Below are 19,801 nucleotides of genomic sequence, written 5' to 3'. Positions count from 1 at the left end.
AACGACAGCTGGCGGCTTTCGCCTCGGGCATTGCGCCGGAAGGCGGATCGACAAACCCGATGCCTCCGCCGCTCCGTCCGGATCGGGATCTGAAGCATGTCGATAGAACCGATCGGCTTCATCGTTCTGCTGCTTGGCCTGCTCAGCATGGTCAACGGGGCGCGTTTTGCGATCACGACCCTTTGCCTGTCGACGCTGCTCGGAGCGGCCGCGGCTCTGCAATTGCCCGCGCTCGGCGGCAGCAGCATCCAGCCAAGCCATCTTCTCGTGCTTTTTCTCGTGGTAGCCGCCCTGCTGCGCCCGGCTCAAACACAGGCGACGCTCGCCAGCATGGCCTATCCGGGTCCCGGTTTCTGGTTTGCCGCCTACATCCTGTTTTCCGTGGCATCATCTTTCTTTTTGCCGCGCATCTTTGCAGGCGCGACCCTCGTCTACTCCTCTGCACGCGACACCACGGGCATGATGTCGACGGTGGCCGCTCCCCTGTCGCCGGGTTCGTCCAATCTCAGCCAGTCTGTCTATCTGCTCGGCGACCTCGCCTGCTTTGCCGTCGTCTCGGGGCTTACCAGGCTCGGCTATGCCCGTTTCATCGCACTGCAGTTAATCGTCGCCTCGATCGCATGTTTTACCCTGGCATTGATTGATATCGGAACATTCCTGACCGACCAGTCCTACCTGCTCGATGTCATCAGAAACGCGAACTATACGATGCATACGGCCGAGACGATCAGCGGCTTCAAACGCATCGTCGGCCCGTTCCCCGAAGCAAGCACTTATGGCGCAGTCGCATTAGCCTATTTTTCCTTCACGCTTCTGCTCTGGCTGGAGCGCGTCCAAATCCGTATGGCAGGACTTGCAACGCTTTTCATCGGCCCGACGATCGTCCTCTGCACATCGACAACCGCTTATATTGCCGGCATTTTCGTTGTCTGCATGTTCGTTCTGTTTTGCCTGAAACGACTGATTAGCGGCCCCGCCAAGACCCCGCATGTGACTTTCCTGGTGATCACGCTGTTTTTGATTCCCTGCGCCATCGTCGCACTCAGCCTTGTCCCCGATGCGTGGAATTCCATCGCCGGCCTGATGAGCACCACCTTGTCGGACAAGCTCCAATCGCAATCCGGTGAAGAGCGCACCGCCTGGAATACACTGGCATTGATCGCATTCGTCGATACCGCCACCTTCGGCGCCGGGCTCGGCACGGTTCGGGCCTCGAGTTTTATCGCTGCGTTGCTCTCCAATGTCGGATTGACCGGCACTCTTCTCTTCGCCGCCTTCCTGTACAGCCTTGCAAGGGCCTCCGGCCGGCACATGTCAGGCGATCGGGAGACGCAAGCGATCGGAAACGCTGCGGTTATGGCATCCATCGCGCAGGTCGCCTCCGCGGCGATCTCGGGGAGCGGCACGGATCTCGGCTTGCTGTTCAGCACCACGGCAGGTCTGGCGGCCGGCTGCCTGGCAACCAATACCTCTCCCCGGCGCGCGACCCGATCGCTCGCTAATCGAACCCCGCTGGAGGCATCGACATCTCTGATGAGAGCGCCGATGTTTTCAACACGATGACGCCCGCTTTGGAACTCCGCCAGGGCGCGGAATGGCAATCTCGTCGAGCCATCGGCGTGCCCGCATTGGGCCGAAGCCGGCCGGCCGCACCGCATCTTTCAAGGATCGCCTGTAAAAGCAGTCCATCGAATAAACGCCGTCGGAGGTCAGTCGCGGAAGGCCATGCTGCAGGCTTTATGTCGACGTCAGCCTTGCGGGTGTTCGCTGGTGGTCGCGACGCTATCTGCAACGGAATTGTTTTCGCGCAGCTTGGCACTGCGCCGCAAAAGCCCCGACAGGAACACGCCTGCCAGATAGCCGATTTCCATGAGCACGAGGATGGCGATACCGGAAAGCATGGCCGCGATCACGGACGACCCGCCGGCAAAAGCCACGCCGCCGAAGCCGATTGCCACCAGGATTGCAAAAATCGCGAAAGCCCAGGCGCGGATGGAAGCCCCGGCAGCGATCGAAATCACGGCTGCCCCGAGTGTGGTGATCAACATGACAATCCCCCTTCCCTCCGCATTCCGACAAGGGTCCCGGCACCAATCACCGTACCGCGAAACAACATGTCGAAACATAGCCTTATGACAGGCAAGGCACTCTTCATGGTGAATATCTCAACAATGAAACATACAAAAGCCGCCGACAGCCAGACACCGATTCAGCACCAGCGCACTGGACGCTGGCCTATATATACCGAACAGGGCCTTCATATGACAGACCCGTCGGCTCAATTCACAAATGGTCCCTCGCCTCGCAAAGACAATACCCATTCACTTGTATTGCGCCCAATCGGAAAGGTGATGACATGAACAACCAGTGCGTCGTCTACGTCACGGATGTCGAGTATTCATTTCCGACCATTCTCTCGGCGCTTCAAGCTCGCAAATTCGCAAGCCCTGCGACCGACGTCTGCGTTCTGATGTCGGAACATCTCGACAATTTCGAAGAGCTGAAAGCCCTGCTCGCAAGGAGTGGGGTCATATTGACCGATGCGACCGAAGCGCTGCAGGACTCGCTCGGCAAGCTCGACAATTCGCATTTCCAAGGACGCATCAGCGTCAGCACAATGGCCAAGCTGGTCCTTTGCGAGATCCTGCCTTCCAACTATACCCAGATCATCTACCTCGATGGGGATACCCAGATCGTCAGCGATCTCGGCGCGTTCGAAAGTGCCACTGTGCCCGAGGGCAGGTTTTTCGCGGCGCGCGATTACACGGCGATCCATGACTTCCTCGACACCGGAAGGGACAGCCACTATTTCAACGCAGGCGTCCTGAAATTCCATCGAAACGGCTGGATCGGGCAGGAGGCGCTCGAGCTTTTCGCTAGAAATCCCGAGGCCTGCGAGGGCAAACATGATCAGGGCGCATTGAATTACGTCTGCGGTTCATCGCTGATGCTGGTATCGAACCGCTGGAACTTTCCTAAACAATTCCTTCATCTGGTGAACATCTCCTCCTTGTCGATCGTCCATTATATGGCGCATCCGAAGCCATGGCATGGAACTTTCTTTCCGTGGACCGATAAGGAAAGCCAGGTATACGTCGACCTGCGCAAAGCACATCCGATTTACAACTCGCTGTATCGCGGGATAACCTTCGATCGGAAGATGCTGTATAAATACCGGTCTATACGGGCGCGCATCGAGAACGCAATTGAGAAACAAGGACCCAATCCCAGGGTCCAGAGCCTGCTGGTTGGCGACTACGCCGTATGATGATGTATTGTTGGTCCGACTTGAATGTCCGCGTGACTGAACTCAGGGTCGCCGGTCGAGCCGTGGATTTGCAGACGGAAGCGCAAAGTATTCATCCATTCATTCCAGGAATGGATAATCTTCAGGACAGAATATGAGTTATAGGGCTTCCGCCGTCAGTATCTCGCATTACGTGAAAGCCCGTCTGCGCCGGTCGCTCAAGGCTCGGCAGGTTCGCTATGACCTGCTGCGCAACGGGCTCAAGCAGGCGCGCCACGTCGTCATCTGCGTCATCCGTGACGAGGGGCACCGGTTGGCCTTCTTCCTTCAGTATTATCGCGATCTCGGCTTCGAGCACTTCATCTGTATCGACAACGGCTCGACCGACGGCACGGCCGAGTTGCTGTCCGGCTTCGACGATGTCTCCCTTCTTTCGGCCCATGGTTCCTACAAGGCGGCGAGGTTCGGAAACGACTGGATCAACGAAGTCATTAACCGCCACTGCCGGGAGAAGTGGGTCCTGTATGTCGATGCAGACGAGTTCCTGGTCTATCCGCATTGCGACACACGGCCGATCGATCAATTGACTTCCTATATCGCTTCCATGGGCGGCCATTCCCTCCGCTCGGTGATGATCGACATGTACAGCCCGCATCCCGTTCTCGAAAACATATGCGAACCCGGTCGCAACCCGCTCGAGGTCTGCAATCTCTTCGACCGCTCCGGCTATGTGGCGCATTTCGACAAACGCAACTGGACGATATGGATCAAGGGCGGCGTTCGCGGGCGTGTCTATTTCCACGACCGGCTCTGGGACGGCCCCGCGCTCAACAAGATACCCCTCGTCTATGTGGCGGGTGAACGTCTGTTTCTCAAATCATCGCACCAGGTCTGGCCGCTCTCCCTGAATTTGGGCGACATGCGCGGAGCGCTCGGCGTATCCGGCGCCCTTCTGCATTTCAAGTTCCTGTCGACCTTCGTGCACAAGGTCGCCGATGCGGCACACCGGTCCCAACATACGGAAGAATATACCGTATACTCCTCAGGCAAGGACATGGATGACTTCGTCTACGACGATACGGGCACCTACAGAAGCTGGAAGGACCTGTCCGATCACGGGCTCATCCAAGGTGAAGGCTGGAAATACTGGAGGAATACTTCCGAGAGCGAAGTCTAAGTATGCACGTCGGCCCAAAATGCGCAGCGATTTTGGGACGACGTGCATGAAGACAAGCGGTAACACGCCAACCTGATCTGTCCGCCTGCTTCGCCTGACTATCAACTCGCACTGTCATCACAAAACCCGCCGGCGGCGGGTTCTGTCGAGGCTTTCTGCCGTTCCGTTTTTTATTGCGGCAACGCCTCAGGCGAGACCCGCCCCCTCGGCATAAGCCTCCAGCGCTTTTCGATTGAGAATGCGGATTTTGCCCTGTGTCCCGTCGACCACTTTGCTCTCGCGCAGGCGCCGCAGGCATTGGTTGACCTTTTCACGCGACGCCGGAAGTGTCGCGGCCAGCTCATGCTGGGAGATGATCAGCTCGTCGCCGCTATTTTGCGCATCCATTCTGTACAGGGCAGAAAGACGCAGCAGCGTCCGGGCCAGTCTCTGTCTTAGACTCGATCCGGCATTGGAAATGATCCGCAGTTCCAGTTCGGAAACACGCGCCAGCGCCTTCGACAGGATCTTCACCTGAAATTGCGGATCGTTCACACACAGGTCCCGCAGCAACCGACCGTCGAAGTAATGCAGTTCGCAATCCGACGAGGCTCGATATTCCAGGCTGAGAGACTGCTTGCGGAGCACCTCCAATTCGCCGATCAAGCCGCCTTTCGGAACGATTTCCACGATGAACTCTCGTCCATCGGCAAGCGGGGTGCTTGCGCTTACCATTCCGCGCTGTACGCGGGCGAACACGTCGAGGACGACGCCGGCGCCGGCAATAATCTCACCGCGGCGAAACTTTCGAACACTCGAGCGGCAAAACGGGAACTCGTGATCCAAATCCGCCCGGCCGCCGTAAACAATAGCTGCAGACCCGCAAGTAACCGCTTCGCTTCTTCGCACCGCGTTTCCTCTAGCTCTGTTGTCCCTGGTACTGATCACCCCGTCCATACGCACAACTCCACACAGACTAAATAACTTATTATCTGGAGCGACATTCGTAATAGATTAAATTAGAAAGTCAAACAATGATAAAATAAAAAATTCGTGCTCAAACTATACATTATTATGAATAATCCTCATCTTTATATATCATAAAATTCATATTGAATTCTATCGCAGATAAGTCTTAGGGGCGGCATGACGATTTTTATACAATTTATGACAATTGCCCGCCTGCAGAATACATTTGGCAAATATAATAACAACGCCGAATTTTAAAATAAATCTAAATAGATTTCTGCTATATAGTCAAAAGAAAAGGTAATACTTTTAATATTCGCAAGAATTTCTTAAGAGAGTAAAGAATTTATTCATGATCATGACCTCGGTCACAGACATCAAACTTGCATTAAAACAAAGCTTTGGCTGTGATTTCTGGAATTCGTCTAACGGAGACGCGGGTGGCGGGAAAAAATCAGGGCATCAACCCAACCGGACCTTGGCGGGATTTCGCCAGGGCTCGACAGGAAAGGCGTCCATTCAATTCGTCACAACCCCGTCTGATCAGCAGAATTCTGAAGCGCGCATTGGACATCATCATTGCGGCAAGTTTCTTATTCTTTCTGTCACCGCTCCTTCTGTCGGCGGCAGTCATCGTCACGCTAAGTGATTGGGGCCCTGCTTTCAATTCTCATCGCAGGATCGGTTATAAGGGAAAAGAGTTTGGTTGCCTCAAGTTTCGGACGACAGGATCCGACGCAACGACCGACGCGCACGTTACGGTCGTCGGCGATATTTTGAGGCGATCGAGCCTCGACAAGCTGCCGCAATTGATCAACGTGTTGCTGGGTCAAATGAGCCTCGTCGGGCCTCGCGCCATTACCAAAGAAGAGCTGCCGCATTACGGTGAACATGCCTATGCCTACATGGCCGTCCGTCCCGGCCTGACTGGCCATTGGCAAGCCAGCGGGCACAACGACGTCAGCTATCGGAATGGAATTTCCCTCGACGTCGAATATTTGTCCAAATGGACGCTCAGGCTGGATTTCGTGATCATGGCAAAAACGCTGTCGGCGCTGCTTTCCCGGCACGCGTTGCTGCCCAAAGTCGATTCCTAAAGCATGTCGCGTAAAACTGTGTTGCGGTTTTGCGATAGAGACATGCGCAAAACCAGAGACTAAAGCGCGGGCCAAGCGGACCTAAAAGATCGCGCCGCGCTTTAGCACCCTGACATAGCGCAGCCGAGCATTCTGCCGCCTCGGTCATGTCATTACCCATGAGGACGCTTGCCGGTAACATGGGAGCGCTCAGTAATGGAGTTCTTTTTGCGGCGCTTTTGAATATGCCACAAGGAGAAAGCGAATAGACCCACCAGATAGCATATCTCCATCAATACAAGCACTTCGACGCAAGAAACGACCGCCTCCGTCAAGGAGGAACCTTTGAGCAGGATCACGCCGCCCAAGGCCGTGACCACCAGAAATGCAAAGATTGCAAAGGCCGAGGCCCGAATGGTCGCTCCGGCGGCGATAGAGACGGCAACCACGACGAGCGTGCTCTTCAGCATTATTCTGATCCTCTCTTCACACCTCCTTCAAGCCACCGTCAGCCCTCGATGACATGACAAAACCCAAAGTCGAAACGAAGTCCGATCAAAGTATTTTACCTATTGTGGTTAAAATATTGCTAACAGCAGCCTAGCAAGTCGACGGAACAACGCCGGAGAATATTCGACTATTCATCCAGCGGGGCCGCTCTACCGATTAAACCCAAGAAATCCTTGGATATTGCGGTCAGATAGATTTAGGTATCTGAGGCTTATACAGGAGCCGATAATGCAGCTGCGGCGTTCTCTCGCCGAACTGAACACTCATTTGATATCCCTGAAAAGATGAATTTGGCCATAGGCTTACGCTCGAGCGCATATTCGCCTGGCAACGAACAGCCTTATGCTCGTCCGGCAAGCGTGACATCGACCGCATCAAGGTTGCGCAGCAGCCTACGGGAAACTCGGCCCATCGATGGACCCGGATACTTGTCCGAGGTGATCGGTCAGGCAACAGCGAAACAGGGCCGCCGCTATGGCGAGCCCTGCTGATGTCCTTGCCGGTTGAGCACCTGGATGGAATTGCCAGCATCGAGGCCGATATCGACAAACCTATTTCGAGACCGCGCCCGCCAGTTGCCGTTTTACGCCGCGTTGGAGACGGAGGTTTTCCAGCCAGGTGACTTGTTTCCTCAATTTCAACGCCGGCTTTTCGATGAATCTCCACGAGAAGGCGGCAAAGCAAGCGGCAACAATGCTGCAGACGATGCCGTTCAACCACCAGTTATGCGCCCAGGGGCCAAGCGCTACGAACGCCTGTTGGATCGGATAGCCATAGAGGAAGACGCCGTAGGAATAGTCGGCCCCACGCAGGACGCCGAGCTTGCGGGGCGAGGTGAGACCAAGGAAGACCGTGACATATCCCATGGCCGGAATGGCAATGAAGTCCCCAAAGGAAGTGAACCAGTAGGCCCACAAAATCATTGCCACAGAGGCGAGGAAAATTCGGATATCCCAAAGAACCTTGTCCTTGTAGAGATAGAAGGTCACCCCCACAAGAAAAGCACAAATGAGCAGATTGCCCGACGCGGTCGTCGGCATGGCTGCCCAATCGCTTCCATGTTTCCAATATCTTGCAATACCGAAGGCTATGATCAACGCCGGCGTGGCGATAAGGGCAATCACCCGCCGCCTGACCACGCCGAGCAGGAAGAGAACGGCGATGACGGCATAGCACTCAAGCTCGAAGGGCACCGTCCAGAGCTGCCCGTTCACCATTGCGGCGTCAGGATTATCAAGGAATACCCCGGGTAGATTGAAGTGAATGTGCCCTGTGACATTCATCAGATATGTAAAGAACTGAGGATCGGTGAAATAGTCACGCAGGTCATACTCTGTATAGATCGCTCCGAGTATAAAGGCAGCCAGCAACACCTCTACCGCGAGAGCGGGATAGATCCGGATAAATCGATTGCCGAGAAAAGAGACCAATGTCTTCGATCGTTCGAGACTGCCGGCCACCAGAAACCCGCTCAGGACAAAGAACATGGGCAGAACTGACTTGATGACAGGGCGGAAGGGCGACTCCCAGAGAAACAGGTCGTCGCCATAGGTGACACGGGCCGTGTGTATCCAAAGCACTGAAAAGGCTAACAGTAATCGCATATAGTCGAATCCTGTCGGTCGCCCGTTCGCTAGATCAAGCTTTTCGCCGAGAACCATCTGTGCCCCTTTCAGAAGTATTGACTCGATTTGGAATGGCAAGCCGTTGCCGCAGAGCGGCAGCGGCATCATTGCCGGGTCGGGGCCGCGTGTCAGTGACCACAGGTACATCAGGTAAAATTGAACGAGAGAGCAGCCCTCTCCCGAAGACGCGTCTCTGACCATCAACCCATGGCCCTGTGCTTCCCGAGGGCCATGCGACGGTCGGAGTTGGAATCCAGGTGATCGGGCGGCGGATTGGATGAGGAGACTATGAAATTTCTGGCCACCCTGTTCTGTATTGTTCTTGCCCTTATCGGACTGGCACTGATCGGAGGCGGCGCCTGGCTGCTGCGCCTTGGCGGCTCGCCCTATTACGCAATCGTCGGGCTGGCCTATCTGGTTGCCGCCCTTCTGCTGTGGCGCCGGAAGACGCCAGGCGGGCTCATCGTCCTGCTCGTCGCCGTTTTCACCCTTCCCTGGGCGCTATGGGAGTCGGGTCTCAATTTCTGGGCGCTGTTTGCCCGCTTGATGTCCCCCATCGCGCTGGCGGGCTTTGCCCTTCTCTTTGCACCGTCGCTTTGCCCGGCCGCCAACCGGAAGCTCTTTTATGGCGGCGCCTTGGTGACCGCTCTCATCTTTGTCGCGGGTTTCGGTCTCAGCTTCGTGCCGCATGGGATCATCCAGCCCTCCGCCGACATTACCGCCTATAAGGTCGTCAAGGGCGACAACTCTCCCTCCGACTGGACATCCTATGGCCGCACCACGGCAGGAGATCGTTATTCCCCATTCGATCAGATCAACCGCGGAAATGTTTCCAAGCTCGATCTCGCCTGGACATATCGCACCGGAAAAGGCGATGGCGCCGATCAGAACACGCCTCTGCAGATCGGCGATACCGTCTACACCTGCACGCCGACAGATGTGATCGCAGCGCTCGATGCAGATACCGGCAAACCCCGCTGGACCTTCGATCCCAAGGCGACGGCGCCTTACTGGCAGCGCTGCCGCGGCCTCGGTTACTACAAGATGCCGACGGAAACCCAGTCCGCCGATGGTCTTTGCAATGAGCGCCTGGTGCAGACGACGATCGATGCCCGTCTCCTGGCGATCGACAGCAAGACCGGCGCGCCCTGCAAGGACTTCGGAGACAATGGCACCGTGCAGCTTTCCCAGGGCATGGGCGAAGTCAAGACGGGCTATTATTTCCAGACATCGGCGCCACTGATTGCCCGCAACCTGATCGTCGTCGGAGGCTGGGTCACGGACAATCAGGAGGTCGGCGAACCCTCTGGCGTCATCCGTGCGTTCAACGTCGTCACCGGCGAGCTCGAATGGGCATGGGATCTCGGCAACCCGGAGATCACCAAACTCCCGCCGGAGGGCCAGACTTATACGCGGGCCACGCCCAACATGTGGACGACGGCCGCATTCGACGACAAGCTCGGCCTCATCTATGCACCGCTCGGCAATACCACGCCGGATTATTACGGCGTCAATCGCCCTGCCTTCGCCGATCAATACAACGCGACATTGGTGGCACTCGATGTGACGACGGGTCGAGAGAAATGGAAGTTCCAGACCGTCCATCACGATATCTGGGACTATGATCTGCCGGCTCAACCGGTCCTGGTCGATCTGCCTGACGGCAATGGCGCCACCGTGCCTGCTCTGCTGCAGACCACCAAACGCGGGCAGCTTTTTCTCCTCGACCGCCGAACCGGCACACCGCTTGCCGAAGTTCAGGAGAAGCCGGTGCCGCAGCAAGGCGGCGTGCCCGAAGAGAAACTCTCCCCGACGCAGCCCTACTCCGTGGGCATGCCGACAATCGGTGCGGAGCGCGTGACGGAGCAGACGGCCTGGGGCCTGACGATGTTCGATCAGTTGGCATGCCGCATCGCCTTCCGTAAAATGCGCTATGACGGCGATTTCACCCCGATCGACACGCAATATGCAATCCAGCAGCCGGGAAATCTGGGTGGTCTCAACTGGGGAAGCGTATCGGTCGATCTGCCCAACAACAGGGTCTTCATGAACGATATCCGCGTCCCCAGTCTCTTCGCACTCATCCCACGCGAGGAGTATGTCGACTTTGCCCTCACCACGACCGCGCACGGCCCCTCCGCCCCGCAGCGCGGTACGCCTTACGCCATGGCCACCGAGATGTGGACATCGAGGCTCCGCGTTCCCTGCACCCAACCGCCCTTCGGCACCGTCACTGCAGTCGATCTGAAGACGCGCAAGATCGCGTGGCAGGTTCCGGCCGGCACAGCCGAAGAACTTGGGCCGTTCAAGATCAAAACCAAGCTGCCTATGCCGATGGGCCTGCCGAGCTATGCCGGCACCTCGGCGACCGCCGGCGGCGTCGTCTTCTTCGCCGGCTTCCAGGACTATTATATCCGTGCCTATGACGCCGAGAACGGTACCGAGCTCTGGAAATACCCACTGCCGGTCGGCTCGAGCGCGACGCCCATGACCTACGTCTCGCCGAAAACAGGCAAGCAATATGTCCTGATATCGGTTGGCGGCGCACCCTATTCGAAGGATGTCGGCGACTACGTCCTTGCCTTCTCTCTGAAAGACGGAGCTTAGCCGCGGATATCGCTTAGGCTTCACCGACCATCTTCAAGTCCAAGCAACCCGCCACGGACCGCTTCTTAGCGAACGCAATCGGATTTGGCGGCGTTGCCGATCACACTGTGTTATTTTGATCCGACGAGGAATTGGGACTTACGAGCGTGACGCGAAAACTGGCGGCGATCCTGGTCGCGGATGTGGTCGGCTACAGCCGCCTCGCCGGTGCGGACGAGGATCGCATCCTGGCGCGGCTGAGAACGTTGCGCAGCGACCTGGTCGATCCGACCATTGCCGTGCACAATGGCCGGGTCGTCAAGCGTACCGGTGACGGAAGCCTCATCGAGTTTCGCAGCGTCGTGGACGCCGTGCGCTGCGCGATCGAAGTGCAGACTGCCATGGTTGAGCGCAATATCGGCGTGTCGCCTGAACATCGCATCGAGTTCCGGGTCGGGATCCATCTGGGAGATGTGGTCGAGGAGAACGACGGCGACTTGATGGGCGACGGCGTCAATATCGCTGCGCGGTTGGAGGGAATTGCCAAGCCCGGTGCCATCTGTCTTTCCGAAGACGCCTACCGCCAGGTGAAATCGCGGCTCGATCTTGCCGTGACCGATCTCGGCAAAATTGAGCTCAAGAATATTGCTGAACCGATGCAGGTCTATTCGCTTCAGATCGGAACTCCGCAGCCGACCGCGGCACGACAGGTGCGGCCCGCAATCGAAATGCCGTCAGTTCCGGCCGTTCCCGACAAGCCGTCCATCGCCGTATTGGCGTTCAACAACATGAGCGGCGACGCCGAACAGGAATACTTCTCCGACGGTATCAGCGAGGACATCATCACCGACCTCTCGAAGCTGTCCGAGTTGCACGTGATCGCCCGCAACTCATCCTTCGTCTACAAGAATGTAATAGCCTCAGTGCCTGAGATGGCCAAGGCGCTCGGCGTCCGCTATGTCCTCGAGGGCAGCGTGCGCAAGGCCGGCAACCGCGTGCGTGTCACCGCCCAATTGATCGACGCCAGCAATGGCGGACATATCTGGGCCAGCCGGTTTGATCGCGACCTCACCGACATTTTCGCGGTTCAGGATGAGCTCACGCAGGAGATCGTGGCCGCGCTCAGACTGAACCTCACGCATGGCGACCAGGATCGATTGGCCAAAGGACGCGCACTCGACGTCGACGCTTACGAGTTGTTATTGCGTGGCCGCGAGCAGGCGTCGGCTCATACCCGAACCGGAAACAGAGCGGCCCGCAGCCTGGCGGCCGACGCCCTCGCAATCGATCCGCAATATGCGGCCGCCCAAGCACTCATCTCCTTCACCCACGTACTCGACTACGTCAACGCCTGGAGCAACGATCCGGAAGGCTCGCTGCGGATCGGGATGGATCTCGCGCAGCAGGCCGTGGAGATTGCCGAGGAAGAGCCCAACGGCCACTTTGCACTGGGCATGGCTTGCATGTGGAACCGGGAACTGGACCGGGCGCGGGCAGAAGTGCAGCAGGGCCTCGCGCTGCAGCCCAACTCCGCCGAGCTTCTGCTACTGCTGGCCCATATCCAGATATTCTCCGGCGATCCCGCCGGCTCCCTGGAAACACTCGATGCATCGATGCGGCTCGACCCGCACCATCCGGAAATTCTCTTCCAATTTCGCGCCGATGCGTACTTTTCTCTCGGCGAGTATGAACAAGCGATTGCAGCCATCGAGCAGCGGCTCCAACAAAACTCCCAATCGGAGACCGCCTACGCCCTGCTTGCCTCATGTTACGGCCACCTCGGTCGGTCGGAGGAGAGCCGTCAGGCCTGGGAGAAGGCACTCCGGATCAATCCTGATTTTTCTGTCGAGCGCCGCCGGCGGATCCTTCCATTTCGAAACCCCGAGGACTTTAACCGCCGTGTAGAAGGACTCCGTAAGGCAGGACTTACAGGTCCGAATCTTGGTCAATGCTGAAGGAAACTGCTGTCGACCCGATATCGCGGGCTGCTCGTTCTATGGGCGGACGTGCGAGCAGCCTTCCAGATTGCGCCCTCTCCACGGAGCATTTGGCCGGCGAACGTGATGCCAGTTCGGGCGACTCTGATAGCAACGGCACGGCACCTGCTGTAAGATAACGGCAAGGGATCGGACACCCGGAAAGAGCTGGTATGGAGCGCCGCCTTGCAGCAGTCCTGATTGCGGATGTGGTCGGTTACAGCCGCCTGAGCGAGATCGACGAAGAGGGAACGCGTATCCGCTTCCACACCGACCTTCACGAACTCTTCGAACCGAAGATCGCCACGCATCACGGCCGCCTGATCAAGACGATGGGTGACGGGATCCTCGTTGAGTTCCATAGCGTGGTGGATGCCTTGCGATGCGCCGTCAAAATCCAGCAACAGAAGGCTGAACGCAATGCGGCGCTGCGGCCCGAGCAGCGGATGTTTTTCCGCATCGGCGTCAATCTCGGCGATGTCATCGTCGAAGGAGAGGACATTCATGGAGACGGCGTCAACATAGCGGCGCGGCTGGAGAGCCTTGCCCAACCCGGCGGGATTTGCATATCCGGCACCGCTTTCGATCACACGGTACACAGGGCTGAGGTCGGTTTTTCCTCTCTCGGTGAGCAGCAACTGAAGAACATAGCCGATCCGGTTCGCGTCTATCGTGTTCTGTTAGACCCCTCCGAGGCAGGCAAGGTCGTCGCCTACCGTCGGCCGCGCCGCCGGGCGATCATCGTGGCCACACTTGCAGCGCTGTTGATTGCGGCCGCTGCGATTGTCTTCGCATGGCAATGGCCGTTTGTGCCCCAACGTCCATCGGTAGCGGTGCTTCCCTTCGCCAATTTGAGCAGCGACGCCGGCCAGGATTATTTCACGGATGGCATTACCGACAGCCTGATTGCCGATCTGACCATGCTTTCGGACCTTGACGTCATCGGCCGTAATTCGGTGTTTGCGTACAAAGGCAAGCCTCTCATTTTGGCCGACATCGGACGCGATCTCGGCGTGCGTTTTGTCGTTGCGGGCAGCGTGCAACGGATAGGCGATCAGATCCGCGTCAATGCGCAATTGAGCGATGCCGCAAGCGGCGACCACCTGTGGGCCAACAGATTTAACCGCGCCGCGGCGGATGTCATGGCTGTGCAGGATGAGCTCAGTCGGCAGATCGCCGAAGCGCTCGGCCTGAAACTCACTCAATCTGAGACGGAACGGATTACCCATCCGCCGACCGCCAATCTCGAGGCATACGACTACTACCTTCGTGCCGAGCAGGCGACGCGTACCGGCCGCCGTTCTCGGCTGCTCGAGGCACTGGCGCTCTTTGACAAGGCGGAGGCGCTCGACCCCAGTTTTGCAGAGGCCTTCGCGGCCGACGCGCACGCGACCGCCTATGTCTGGCGAAGCGCGTACGACGACGTTCTCCAGAGCGCGCTGGCGCGGAAAAGGGCCTACGAGAAGGCAAGTCGCGCGCTGGCGCTCGACTCGGCTCTTTCATCGCCATACGCCGTTCTTGCCGTCATGCAAGTCGTGGACCGCCGCTACGAGCAGGCGGTCACCTCGGCGCAGCAGGCAGTTTCGCTCGGGTCTGCCGATGCCGAAGCTCATATGGCGTTGGCATACGTTCAATTGTTCTCCGGCAATCATGCCGAGGCCGGCGCGGCCGTGGACACGGCGCTCAGGCACGATCCGAACCTCTCCGCCATCAACCGATATACTGCTGGCCTGGTATTTTATTTGCAGCGCGACTACACGAAGGCCATCGACAGCTTCGAACGCGCGCGCGATGGTTCTCCGGGAAATGGCGATTTCGTTACCCCACTCGCTATGGCCTATGTCCGTGCCGGTCGCCTCGACGACGCCCGTGCGACTGTCGCCGAAGGACTCCGCTTACTGGCTGGGCGCGATTCTCTGGCGGACTGGCGTCTCAGCAATGCCCATTTCCGCAACGAGCAGGATTTGGCGTTTATCCTCGATGCTCTGCGCGAGGCCGGCCTGCCGGAGTGGCCGTTCGGTTTCAAGGGCAACGAGCACGAACGCCTGCACGGTGAAGAAATCGCAAGTATCGTCATGGGCAAACTCCTCCGGGGCAAGACCGAGCCCTCAGGAAGCGCTGCACTCATGCAAATCGAACGCGACGGCAAGGCGGCCTTCCGCTCGACGACGCAGATGGTCACCGGAACGGTTTTCGTCAATGGCGACATGCTTTGCGAGCAGAGTGAAAACGCATTTGGACGAGCCGATTGCGGCCCGATCTACAGACCTGCAAACTCGCCCGCTGAAACCAGCTATGCTTACGTGAACTCCACGAAGGTCTTCTATTTTTCGCCAGTCAAATAGCCGCGCTCCACCGGTCAGTGATACTGATCCCGTTCGAGATCGGCTGCGACCTTCGGCCAGTTTCTATCGGCTTTCGGCGCTGCTTCGGCCACATGAGCGGCAAACCCTTCTGCCGATCCCTTGTCGTAGATCAGGTAAAGCTTGCCCTCGATGATCTTGAATGCTTCCGGATCGACGTTGATCGTCACCGATCCGAGAGCCACCTCGCCCGCGCAGTAGCCGCCATATTGAGGCGCATATTTGATCGGCTCGCTGATGAACATTTCACGGTGTTTGGCATTGGCAAAAAGCCACGGCGTCCCCAGCCATTCGTGGGAGAATTCCTCGGAGCCTTTCACCGCTTTGCCTTCGGTGAAATAGGCTACGGGGTCGTATCCCATGATCGCCACGCCGCCGAAGTAGCCCGTGTTTACCGCGTCGTCGGCAAAAGCCCGCGATCCACCGACAGCTGCCAAAGCCAGAAGGAACACCGCCATAGCAATTCCTCGCACACCGCTTCTGGTCCCCGCATACATCTGTGCCTCCTATTCAATCATGGATTTCCATGCACTTCGCGTATTCTTTTTCGCCGATGCGGCTGGCCGGAGGGCAAGGCGCACCATGCCGCTTGAAAAGCCGCACGATGTCCGAGTTGCCCTTCCAGATTGCTCGCGTAATTGGCGTGTAGCCGTGAACCTCCGCATGACCGACGTCAGCCCCCTCAGCGAGAAGAAACGTGGCGAGAGCGACGTGGTTTTCCTCACCGGCGACCATCAGCGGTGTCACACCTGCTTTATTGGCCGCATCGTCGAGCGTCGCGCCATGGTGGAGAAGCAGTTTGCTGATCGGCACGCTGCCGGAAAAGGCCGCGGCATGAAGCGGCGTAAAGCCGCCCGAGTTCCGAGCCATGACGTCGGCCCCTTTGCCGATCAGCAATTCGGCTATGGCAAGCTGGGCTCCGAGCGCAGCGTTGATAAGAGGTGTTGCCTGATCGCGTGCCCGGCTGTCGACATCGGCACCGGTAGCCAGAACCTGCTCGACGACGGCGGTGTTCCCAGTGGCAACGGCATCGAACAAAGGGCTCTCCGCAGCGGCCACCGTCGCTGTGAAAATCAACGCCACCGATGCAAGCAGCCCACGCATGGCTCAGCCCCCGAAGGTTGCCAAGGAAAGTAGCACAAGCCGCGGGTTTTGGGTAGGCATCGAGGACTGTAGGAGGTTGAATTCCCCTGCATCAAGCTATCGGCAACGCGCCGGTCGGACACGATGCAAAAAATCTATCGTGACCACCGTGCGATGATGTCGTCGGTATTTGCCAACGCCTTGCGGACTGCGTTGCGCGCCATGTTCGGCCGCTGCAGTCGAATGTTTTTCTCAATATTTTCATGAAGTTTCAGCGCATATCGCAAATTGTCTTCCTCCCGCGTCACATGGGCGAAGAGGTGGTTTAGCGCCGATTCGATCAAGACGCCGAGCGGCACCAGCAGATCATTTCCGGAGGCGCGCAAGATCGCGATGTGAAATCGCGTATCGGATTCTGTTCGCTGCTGGAGCGATGTCGCCTGATCCATGTCATGCAAGGCCTGGCTGATCGCGGTCATTTGCTCGTCAGTTCGGCGCTCCGCAGCAAGCGCAGTCGCTTCCGGCTCGATCATATGCCTGAGTTCTTGCACGGCCCTCAGAAAGGATTCGCGATCAGGAGATGCCGCATACCAGCCCAAGACATCTCGATCCAGCAGGTTCCAACGTTCCTTGGGTTCGACCCAGCTGCCGATTTTCGGGCGGGAAGAAAGCAGGCCCTTGGCCATCAACATCTTGATCGCTTCGCGCACCGCCGATCGGCTGACTTCAAAGACTTCCGACCATTTTGCTTCATTTGGCAGGATCGTGCCCGGCGGATAGTCGCCGCGCACGATTCGCAGACCGATCTCGCCTGCCAAGGACACATGAACACTCGCCCCAGTCATGCGGGGAGAATTTGGGCGCCTTGTGGTGGCCGAGCGGTCAACCATCACCACCTCGAGCGCAGCCGTTGGCTTTCCCGATTTTTTGTCAGGCATTTATTTCTACTGCCTCAGCATTCTTCGACTGTCTGCACGTGTGATCAAAACAATCGTAATAACGAGGAAGTCGCCTGCGATTGACGCCAGCACAAAGCGTGGAATTCAGGGCGCGTCAAGCCCAGCGGATCTCTCGATCCGTCTCGTAACGACAGATGGCGCACCCTTTGAACCGGGTGCGCCAACCGTGAACCTACTTTTGAATGCAGGTGTCGACTGTATCCTTCGTGCACTCATCGAGCCCGGTGAAGACCGGATCTTCAACCGGCTTGCCGGCAATCAGATCCATCATCACCGACGGTGCCTTGTAGCCCATCTCGAACGGCCGTTGGCCGACGAGCGCTGTCACCAGCCCTTCCTTCGCAATGGCGACCTCGTCGCCGATCGTGTCGGCGGCACCAATGACGAAATCGTTGCTGGCGATCTTGTCGGCCAGCGGCTTGAACAGGTCGCGATAGGGTTGCGGTGCGCCGAACAATGGCCAGCCACCCATAATGCCGAATGCGTCCAAGTCGGGATTGGCCGCGAGGATATCGGTCATTGCCTGAACGCCCTTGGCACCGTCGTCATTGGTGAACACCGGGCAACCGGCGACCTCGGTCCAGCCACCCTCGCCTTTCAGCTCGGTCAAGCCTTTCTGGCCAGTAAGTGTGTCGCGCATCCCTTGTGCGCGGCGTAGAATATTGTCTGCTCCCGGATTGCCTTCGATCGTGCAGATCTTGCCGCCCTTCGGCTTGCCCTTCTTGATGTATTCGCCGATGCGTGCGCCCATCAGATAGTTGTCGGTGCCGAGATAGGTCTTGCGCAAGGCTGCGTCCTCGGCGGCAAGATCGGCATCAAGCGTCATCACCGGAACCGTCGGATTGGCGGTCTTCAGGGTCTGGGCAATGAGCTTTGCATTTGACGGCGAGATTGCGATTGCCGCCGTGTCTGCCTTGCCCAACATATCCTGAACGATCTGCGCTTCGCCGGCTTCATCGGATGTCGATGCCGGACCGGTGTAGAAGCATTCGTATTCCGAGGTGGGGTTCTCCTTGTTCCATTTCTGGCAACCTTGATTGATTGCTTCGAAGAACGGATTGTCGAGGCCCTTGACGACGATGACGAGTTGCTTCTTGGCCAAGGCCTGCCCGGCGGTCAGTGCTAAAACTGCGGCTGTAAGTAGTAATGCCTTCCTCATAGTTTCCTCCCTTGAAACAGACGGACACCGCGTGCCCGCCACACCAAATCAACCCGGATACCAGACGATGCGAGGCTCCTCCTTTGAACGCTCGTATTGCCAGGCCGAGTTGATAAGCATTTCGAGATCGTAGTTTGGCTGCCAATCCAGCAGGTATTTGGCCTTGCTGTTGTCCATCCAATTGGAATGGAAGCGGCTCGGTATGTCGACAGAGCCGAGATTGCGCGTGCGCAAGAGATAGGCGGCGACTTCAGCATAGTCGACGGGGCGATCCATGCAGATATTGAAGAGCTGCCGCTCCGCCCGCGGGTTGTCGATCGCTGCCAGTATTGCCGAAACAAGGTCGTCGACATGAACGAAGTTGCGTTTCAGCGGACGACCGTCAGCATCGAGCAGCAGCGGCACCGTACCCATCGCCGCATAACGCCGCGCCGCGTCTTCCGGAACGAGCGTCTTCCAGTCCGGACCGCCAAAGACGTCGTCTCCAAAAGACAGCGAATACTTGAAATCGTCCTTTTCCATGATCCAGGGCGCGCGCAGACAACAGCCATTGAGGCCATACTGAATGCCAAACTGCTCCAGCATGACCTCTTCCAGGACTTTGGAGAGCGCATAGCTTCCCGGATAGGCACAATGGCGGGCGTTCTCGGTGATCGGGCCGTCGTGGCGATAGTGGAAATGTCCCACACCCGCATCACCACCGATCAGGATGAACTGGCGTGCGGTGACGCTCGTACGGAACTCCTCGAGCAGCCAAAAGAGACCTTTGACCGTGACATCCATGATGTCTTCAGGCGTTTCCTTGCATGTGGCGAGATGCACGACATGGGTAACATCATCCAGCGCCTTTGCCACGACATCGCGATCGGCGATCGAGCCTTGGAAGACATCGACACGGTCGGTCGCCTCGTACAAACGATTATGACAAAGCGCACGAATACGGGCTTTGGAAAATCTCGGATCGTCAAGCAGCCCAGCAATGAAGCGCCGCCCGACCTTGCCCGTCGCACCGGTCACAAGGATCAGCATGCTTTTTCTCCCCCATTGATAGCTAATATCCGGGCGCCACTTTCGTCAAATGATATTTGTCTG

16 protein-coding genes are annotated in these 19,801 nt (G+C 57.7%); 7 read left to right on the top strand and 9 right to left on the bottom strand.

Annotation, left to right across the window (positions count from 1 at the left end; genetic code table 11):
- Positions 1 to 96: 96 nt before the first annotated feature.
- Entirely contained in the window at positions 97 to 1,563 is a 1,467-nt protein-coding gene (locus tag RWJ89_RS26600; protein WP_316031699.1) for a hypothetical protein, read from the top strand.
- 185 nt (positions 1,564 to 1,748) lie between these two features.
- Here RWJ89_RS26600 and RWJ89_RS26595 read toward each other — a convergent pair whose 3' ends face one another.
- Positions 1,749 to 2,048 (bottom strand): hypothetical protein, encoded by a 300-nt coding sequence (locus RWJ89_RS26595; RefSeq protein WP_077979160.1) that lies wholly within the window; start codon positions 2,046 to 2,048, stop codon positions 1,749 to 1,751.
- Positions 2,049 to 2,356: 308 nt separating this feature from the next.
- Between RWJ89_RS26595 and RWJ89_RS26590 the strand changes: the two genes are divergently transcribed.
- Positions 2,357 to 3,268, top strand: a complete 912-nt coding sequence (locus tag RWJ89_RS26590) for a glycosyltransferase family 8 protein (RefSeq protein ID WP_131666182.1) — start codon at positions 2,357 to 2,359, stop codon at positions 3,266 to 3,268.
- A 133-nt stretch (positions 3,269 to 3,401) separates the two neighbouring features.
- Complete coding sequence (locus RWJ89_RS26585) at positions 3,402 to 4,424, top strand: glycosyltransferase family 2 protein (RefSeq protein WP_131666183.1); 1,023 nt, start codon at positions 3,402 to 3,404, stop codon at positions 4,422 to 4,424.
- Positions 4,425 to 4,610: 186 nt separating this feature from the next.
- Here the strand turns inward: RWJ89_RS26585 and RWJ89_RS26580 are convergent, their stop codons facing one another.
- Entirely contained in the window at positions 4,611 to 5,360 is a 750-nt protein-coding gene (locus tag RWJ89_RS26580; RefSeq protein WP_316031698.1) for a Crp/Fnr family transcriptional regulator, read from the bottom strand.
- A gap of 452 nt (positions 5,361 to 5,812) precedes the next feature.
- Between RWJ89_RS26580 and RWJ89_RS26575 the strand changes: the two genes are divergently transcribed.
- Positions 5,813 to 6,469, top strand: coding sequence for a sugar transferase (locus RWJ89_RS26575; RefSeq protein WP_131666185.1), 657 nt, complete (start codon positions 5,813 to 5,815; stop codon positions 6,467 to 6,469).
- 152 nt (positions 6,470 to 6,621) lie between these two features.
- Here RWJ89_RS26575 and RWJ89_RS26570 read toward each other — a convergent pair whose 3' ends face one another.
- Both RWJ89_RS26570 and RWJ89_RS26565 read right to left on the bottom strand, forming a co-directional pair.
- Positions 6,622 to 6,918 (bottom strand): hypothetical protein, encoded by a 297-nt coding sequence (locus tag RWJ89_RS26570; protein ID WP_131666186.1) that lies wholly within the window; start codon positions 6,916 to 6,918, stop codon positions 6,622 to 6,624.
- A gap of 591 nt (positions 6,919 to 7,509) precedes the next feature.
- Entirely contained in the window at positions 7,510 to 8,619 is a 1,110-nt protein-coding gene (locus tag RWJ89_RS26565) for an acyltransferase family protein (protein ID WP_032999523.1), read from the bottom strand.
- 252 nt (positions 8,620 to 8,871) lie between these two features.
- On the opposite strand from RWJ89_RS26565, the gene RWJ89_RS26560 reads away from it, so the two are divergent.
- The 3 genes from RWJ89_RS26560 to RWJ89_RS26550 all read left to right on the top strand — a co-directional run bounded on the left by RWJ89_RS26560 (position 8,872) and on the right by RWJ89_RS26550 (position 15,490).
- Positions 8,872 to 11,190 carry a membrane-bound PQQ-dependent dehydrogenase, glucose/quinate/shikimate family gene (locus RWJ89_RS26560; RefSeq protein WP_316031697.1) on the top strand — a complete coding sequence of 773 codons (2,319 nt, stop codon included), beginning with the start codon at positions 8,872 to 8,874 and terminating at the stop codon, positions 11,188 to 11,190.
- Positions 11,191 to 11,336: 146 nt separating this feature from the next.
- Positions 11,337 to 13,124 (top strand): adenylate/guanylate cyclase domain-containing protein, encoded by a 1,788-nt coding sequence (locus tag RWJ89_RS26555; RefSeq protein WP_316031696.1) that lies wholly within the window; start codon positions 11,337 to 11,339, stop codon positions 13,122 to 13,124.
- A 194-nt stretch (positions 13,125 to 13,318) separates the two neighbouring features.
- Positions 13,319 to 15,490 (top strand): adenylate/guanylate cyclase domain-containing protein, encoded by a 2,172-nt coding sequence (locus RWJ89_RS26550; RefSeq protein ID WP_077979168.1) that lies wholly within the window; start codon positions 13,319 to 13,321, stop codon positions 15,488 to 15,490.
- A gap of 14 nt (positions 15,491 to 15,504) precedes the next feature.
- Here RWJ89_RS26550 and RWJ89_RS26545 read toward each other — a convergent pair whose 3' ends face one another.
- The 5 genes from RWJ89_RS26545 to RWJ89_RS26525 form a co-directional block, all read right to left on the bottom strand.
- A complete protein-coding gene (locus RWJ89_RS26545; protein ID WP_131642815.1) occupies positions 15,505 to 16,005 on the bottom strand; it encodes a YHS domain-containing (seleno)protein in 501 nt (166 codons plus the stop codon).
- 13 nt (positions 16,006 to 16,018) lie between these two features.
- On the bottom strand, positions 16,019 to 16,612 hold the full coding sequence (locus RWJ89_RS26540) for an ankyrin repeat domain-containing protein (RefSeq protein ID WP_131642816.1): 594 nt from the start codon (positions 16,610 to 16,612) through the stop codon (positions 16,019 to 16,021).
- A 134-nt stretch (positions 16,613 to 16,746) separates the two neighbouring features.
- Complete coding sequence (locus tag RWJ89_RS26535) at positions 16,747 to 17,529, bottom strand: FadR/GntR family transcriptional regulator (protein ID WP_077979171.1); 783 nt, start codon at positions 17,527 to 17,529, stop codon at positions 16,747 to 16,749.
- Positions 17,530 to 17,722: 193 nt separating this feature from the next.
- Entirely contained in the window at positions 17,723 to 18,709 is a 987-nt protein-coding gene (locus RWJ89_RS26530) for a substrate-binding domain-containing protein (protein WP_077979172.1), read from the bottom strand.
- A 48-nt stretch (positions 18,710 to 18,757) separates the two neighbouring features.
- Positions 18,758 to 19,738: an NAD-dependent epimerase/dehydratase family protein gene (locus RWJ89_RS26525; RefSeq protein WP_077979173.1), complete on the bottom strand. Its 981-nt coding sequence runs from the start codon at positions 19,736 to 19,738 to the stop codon at positions 18,758 to 18,760.
- Positions 19,739 to 19,801: the final 63 nt, after the last annotated feature.

Source organism: Rhizobium sp. 10PS4, from assembly GCF_032464805.1.
Lineage (GTDB): Bacteria > Pseudomonadota > Alphaproteobacteria > Rhizobiales > Rhizobiaceae > Rhizobium > Rhizobium laguerreae.
This window is presented reverse-complemented; position numbering and strand designations above follow the sequence as displayed.

Bases quoted from the DNA above. Each gene is read 5' to 3' on its own strand.
- RWJ89_RS26600 (WP_316031699.1), top strand. From the start codon at position 97: ATGTCGATAGAACCGATCGGCTTCATCGTTCTGCTGCTTGGCCTGCTC.
- RWJ89_RS26525 (WP_077979173.1), bottom strand. From the start codon at position 19,738: ATGCTGATCCTTGTGACCGGTGCGACGGGCAAGGTCGGGCGGCGCTTC.
- RWJ89_RS26590 (WP_131666182.1), top strand. From the start codon at position 2,357: ATGAACAACCAGTGCGTCGTCTACGTCACGGATGTCGAGTATTCATTT.
- RWJ89_RS26580 (WP_316031698.1), bottom strand. From the start codon at position 5,360: ATGGACGGGGTGATCAGTACCAGGGACAACAGAGCTAGAGGAAACGCG.
- RWJ89_RS26550 (WP_077979168.1), top strand. From the start codon at position 13,319: ATGGAGCGCCGCCTTGCAGCAGTCCTGATTGCGGATGTGGTCGGTTAC.
- RWJ89_RS26535 (WP_077979171.1), bottom strand. From the start codon at position 17,529: ATGCCTGACAAAAAATCGGGAAAGCCAACGGCTGCGCTCGAGGTGGTG.
- RWJ89_RS26540 (WP_131642816.1), bottom strand. From the start codon at position 16,612: ATGCGTGGGCTGCTTGCATCGGTGGCGTTGATTTTCACAGCGACGGTG.
- RWJ89_RS26545 (WP_131642815.1), bottom strand. From the start codon at position 16,005: ATGTATGCGGGGACCAGAAGCGGTGTGCGAGGAATTGCTATGGCGGTG.
- RWJ89_RS26560 (WP_316031697.1), top strand. From the start codon at position 8,872: ATGAAATTTCTGGCCACCCTGTTCTGTATTGTTCTTGCCCTTATCGGA.
- RWJ89_RS26565 (WP_032999523.1), bottom strand. From the start codon at position 8,619: ATGGTTCTCGGCGAAAAGCTTGATCTAGCGAACGGGCGACCGACAGGA.
- RWJ89_RS26570 (WP_131666186.1), bottom strand. From the start codon at position 6,918: ATGCTGAAGAGCACGCTCGTCGTGGTTGCCGTCTCTATCGCCGCCGGA.
- RWJ89_RS26585 (WP_131666183.1), top strand. From the start codon at position 3,402: ATGAGTTATAGGGCTTCCGCCGTCAGTATCTCGCATTACGTGAAAGCC.
- RWJ89_RS26530 (WP_077979172.1), bottom strand. From the start codon at position 18,709: ATGAGGAAGGCATTACTACTTACAGCCGCAGTTTTAGCACTGACCGCC.
- RWJ89_RS26595 (WP_077979160.1), bottom strand. From the start codon at position 2,048: ATGTTGATCACCACACTCGGGGCAGCCGTGATTTCGATCGCTGCCGGG.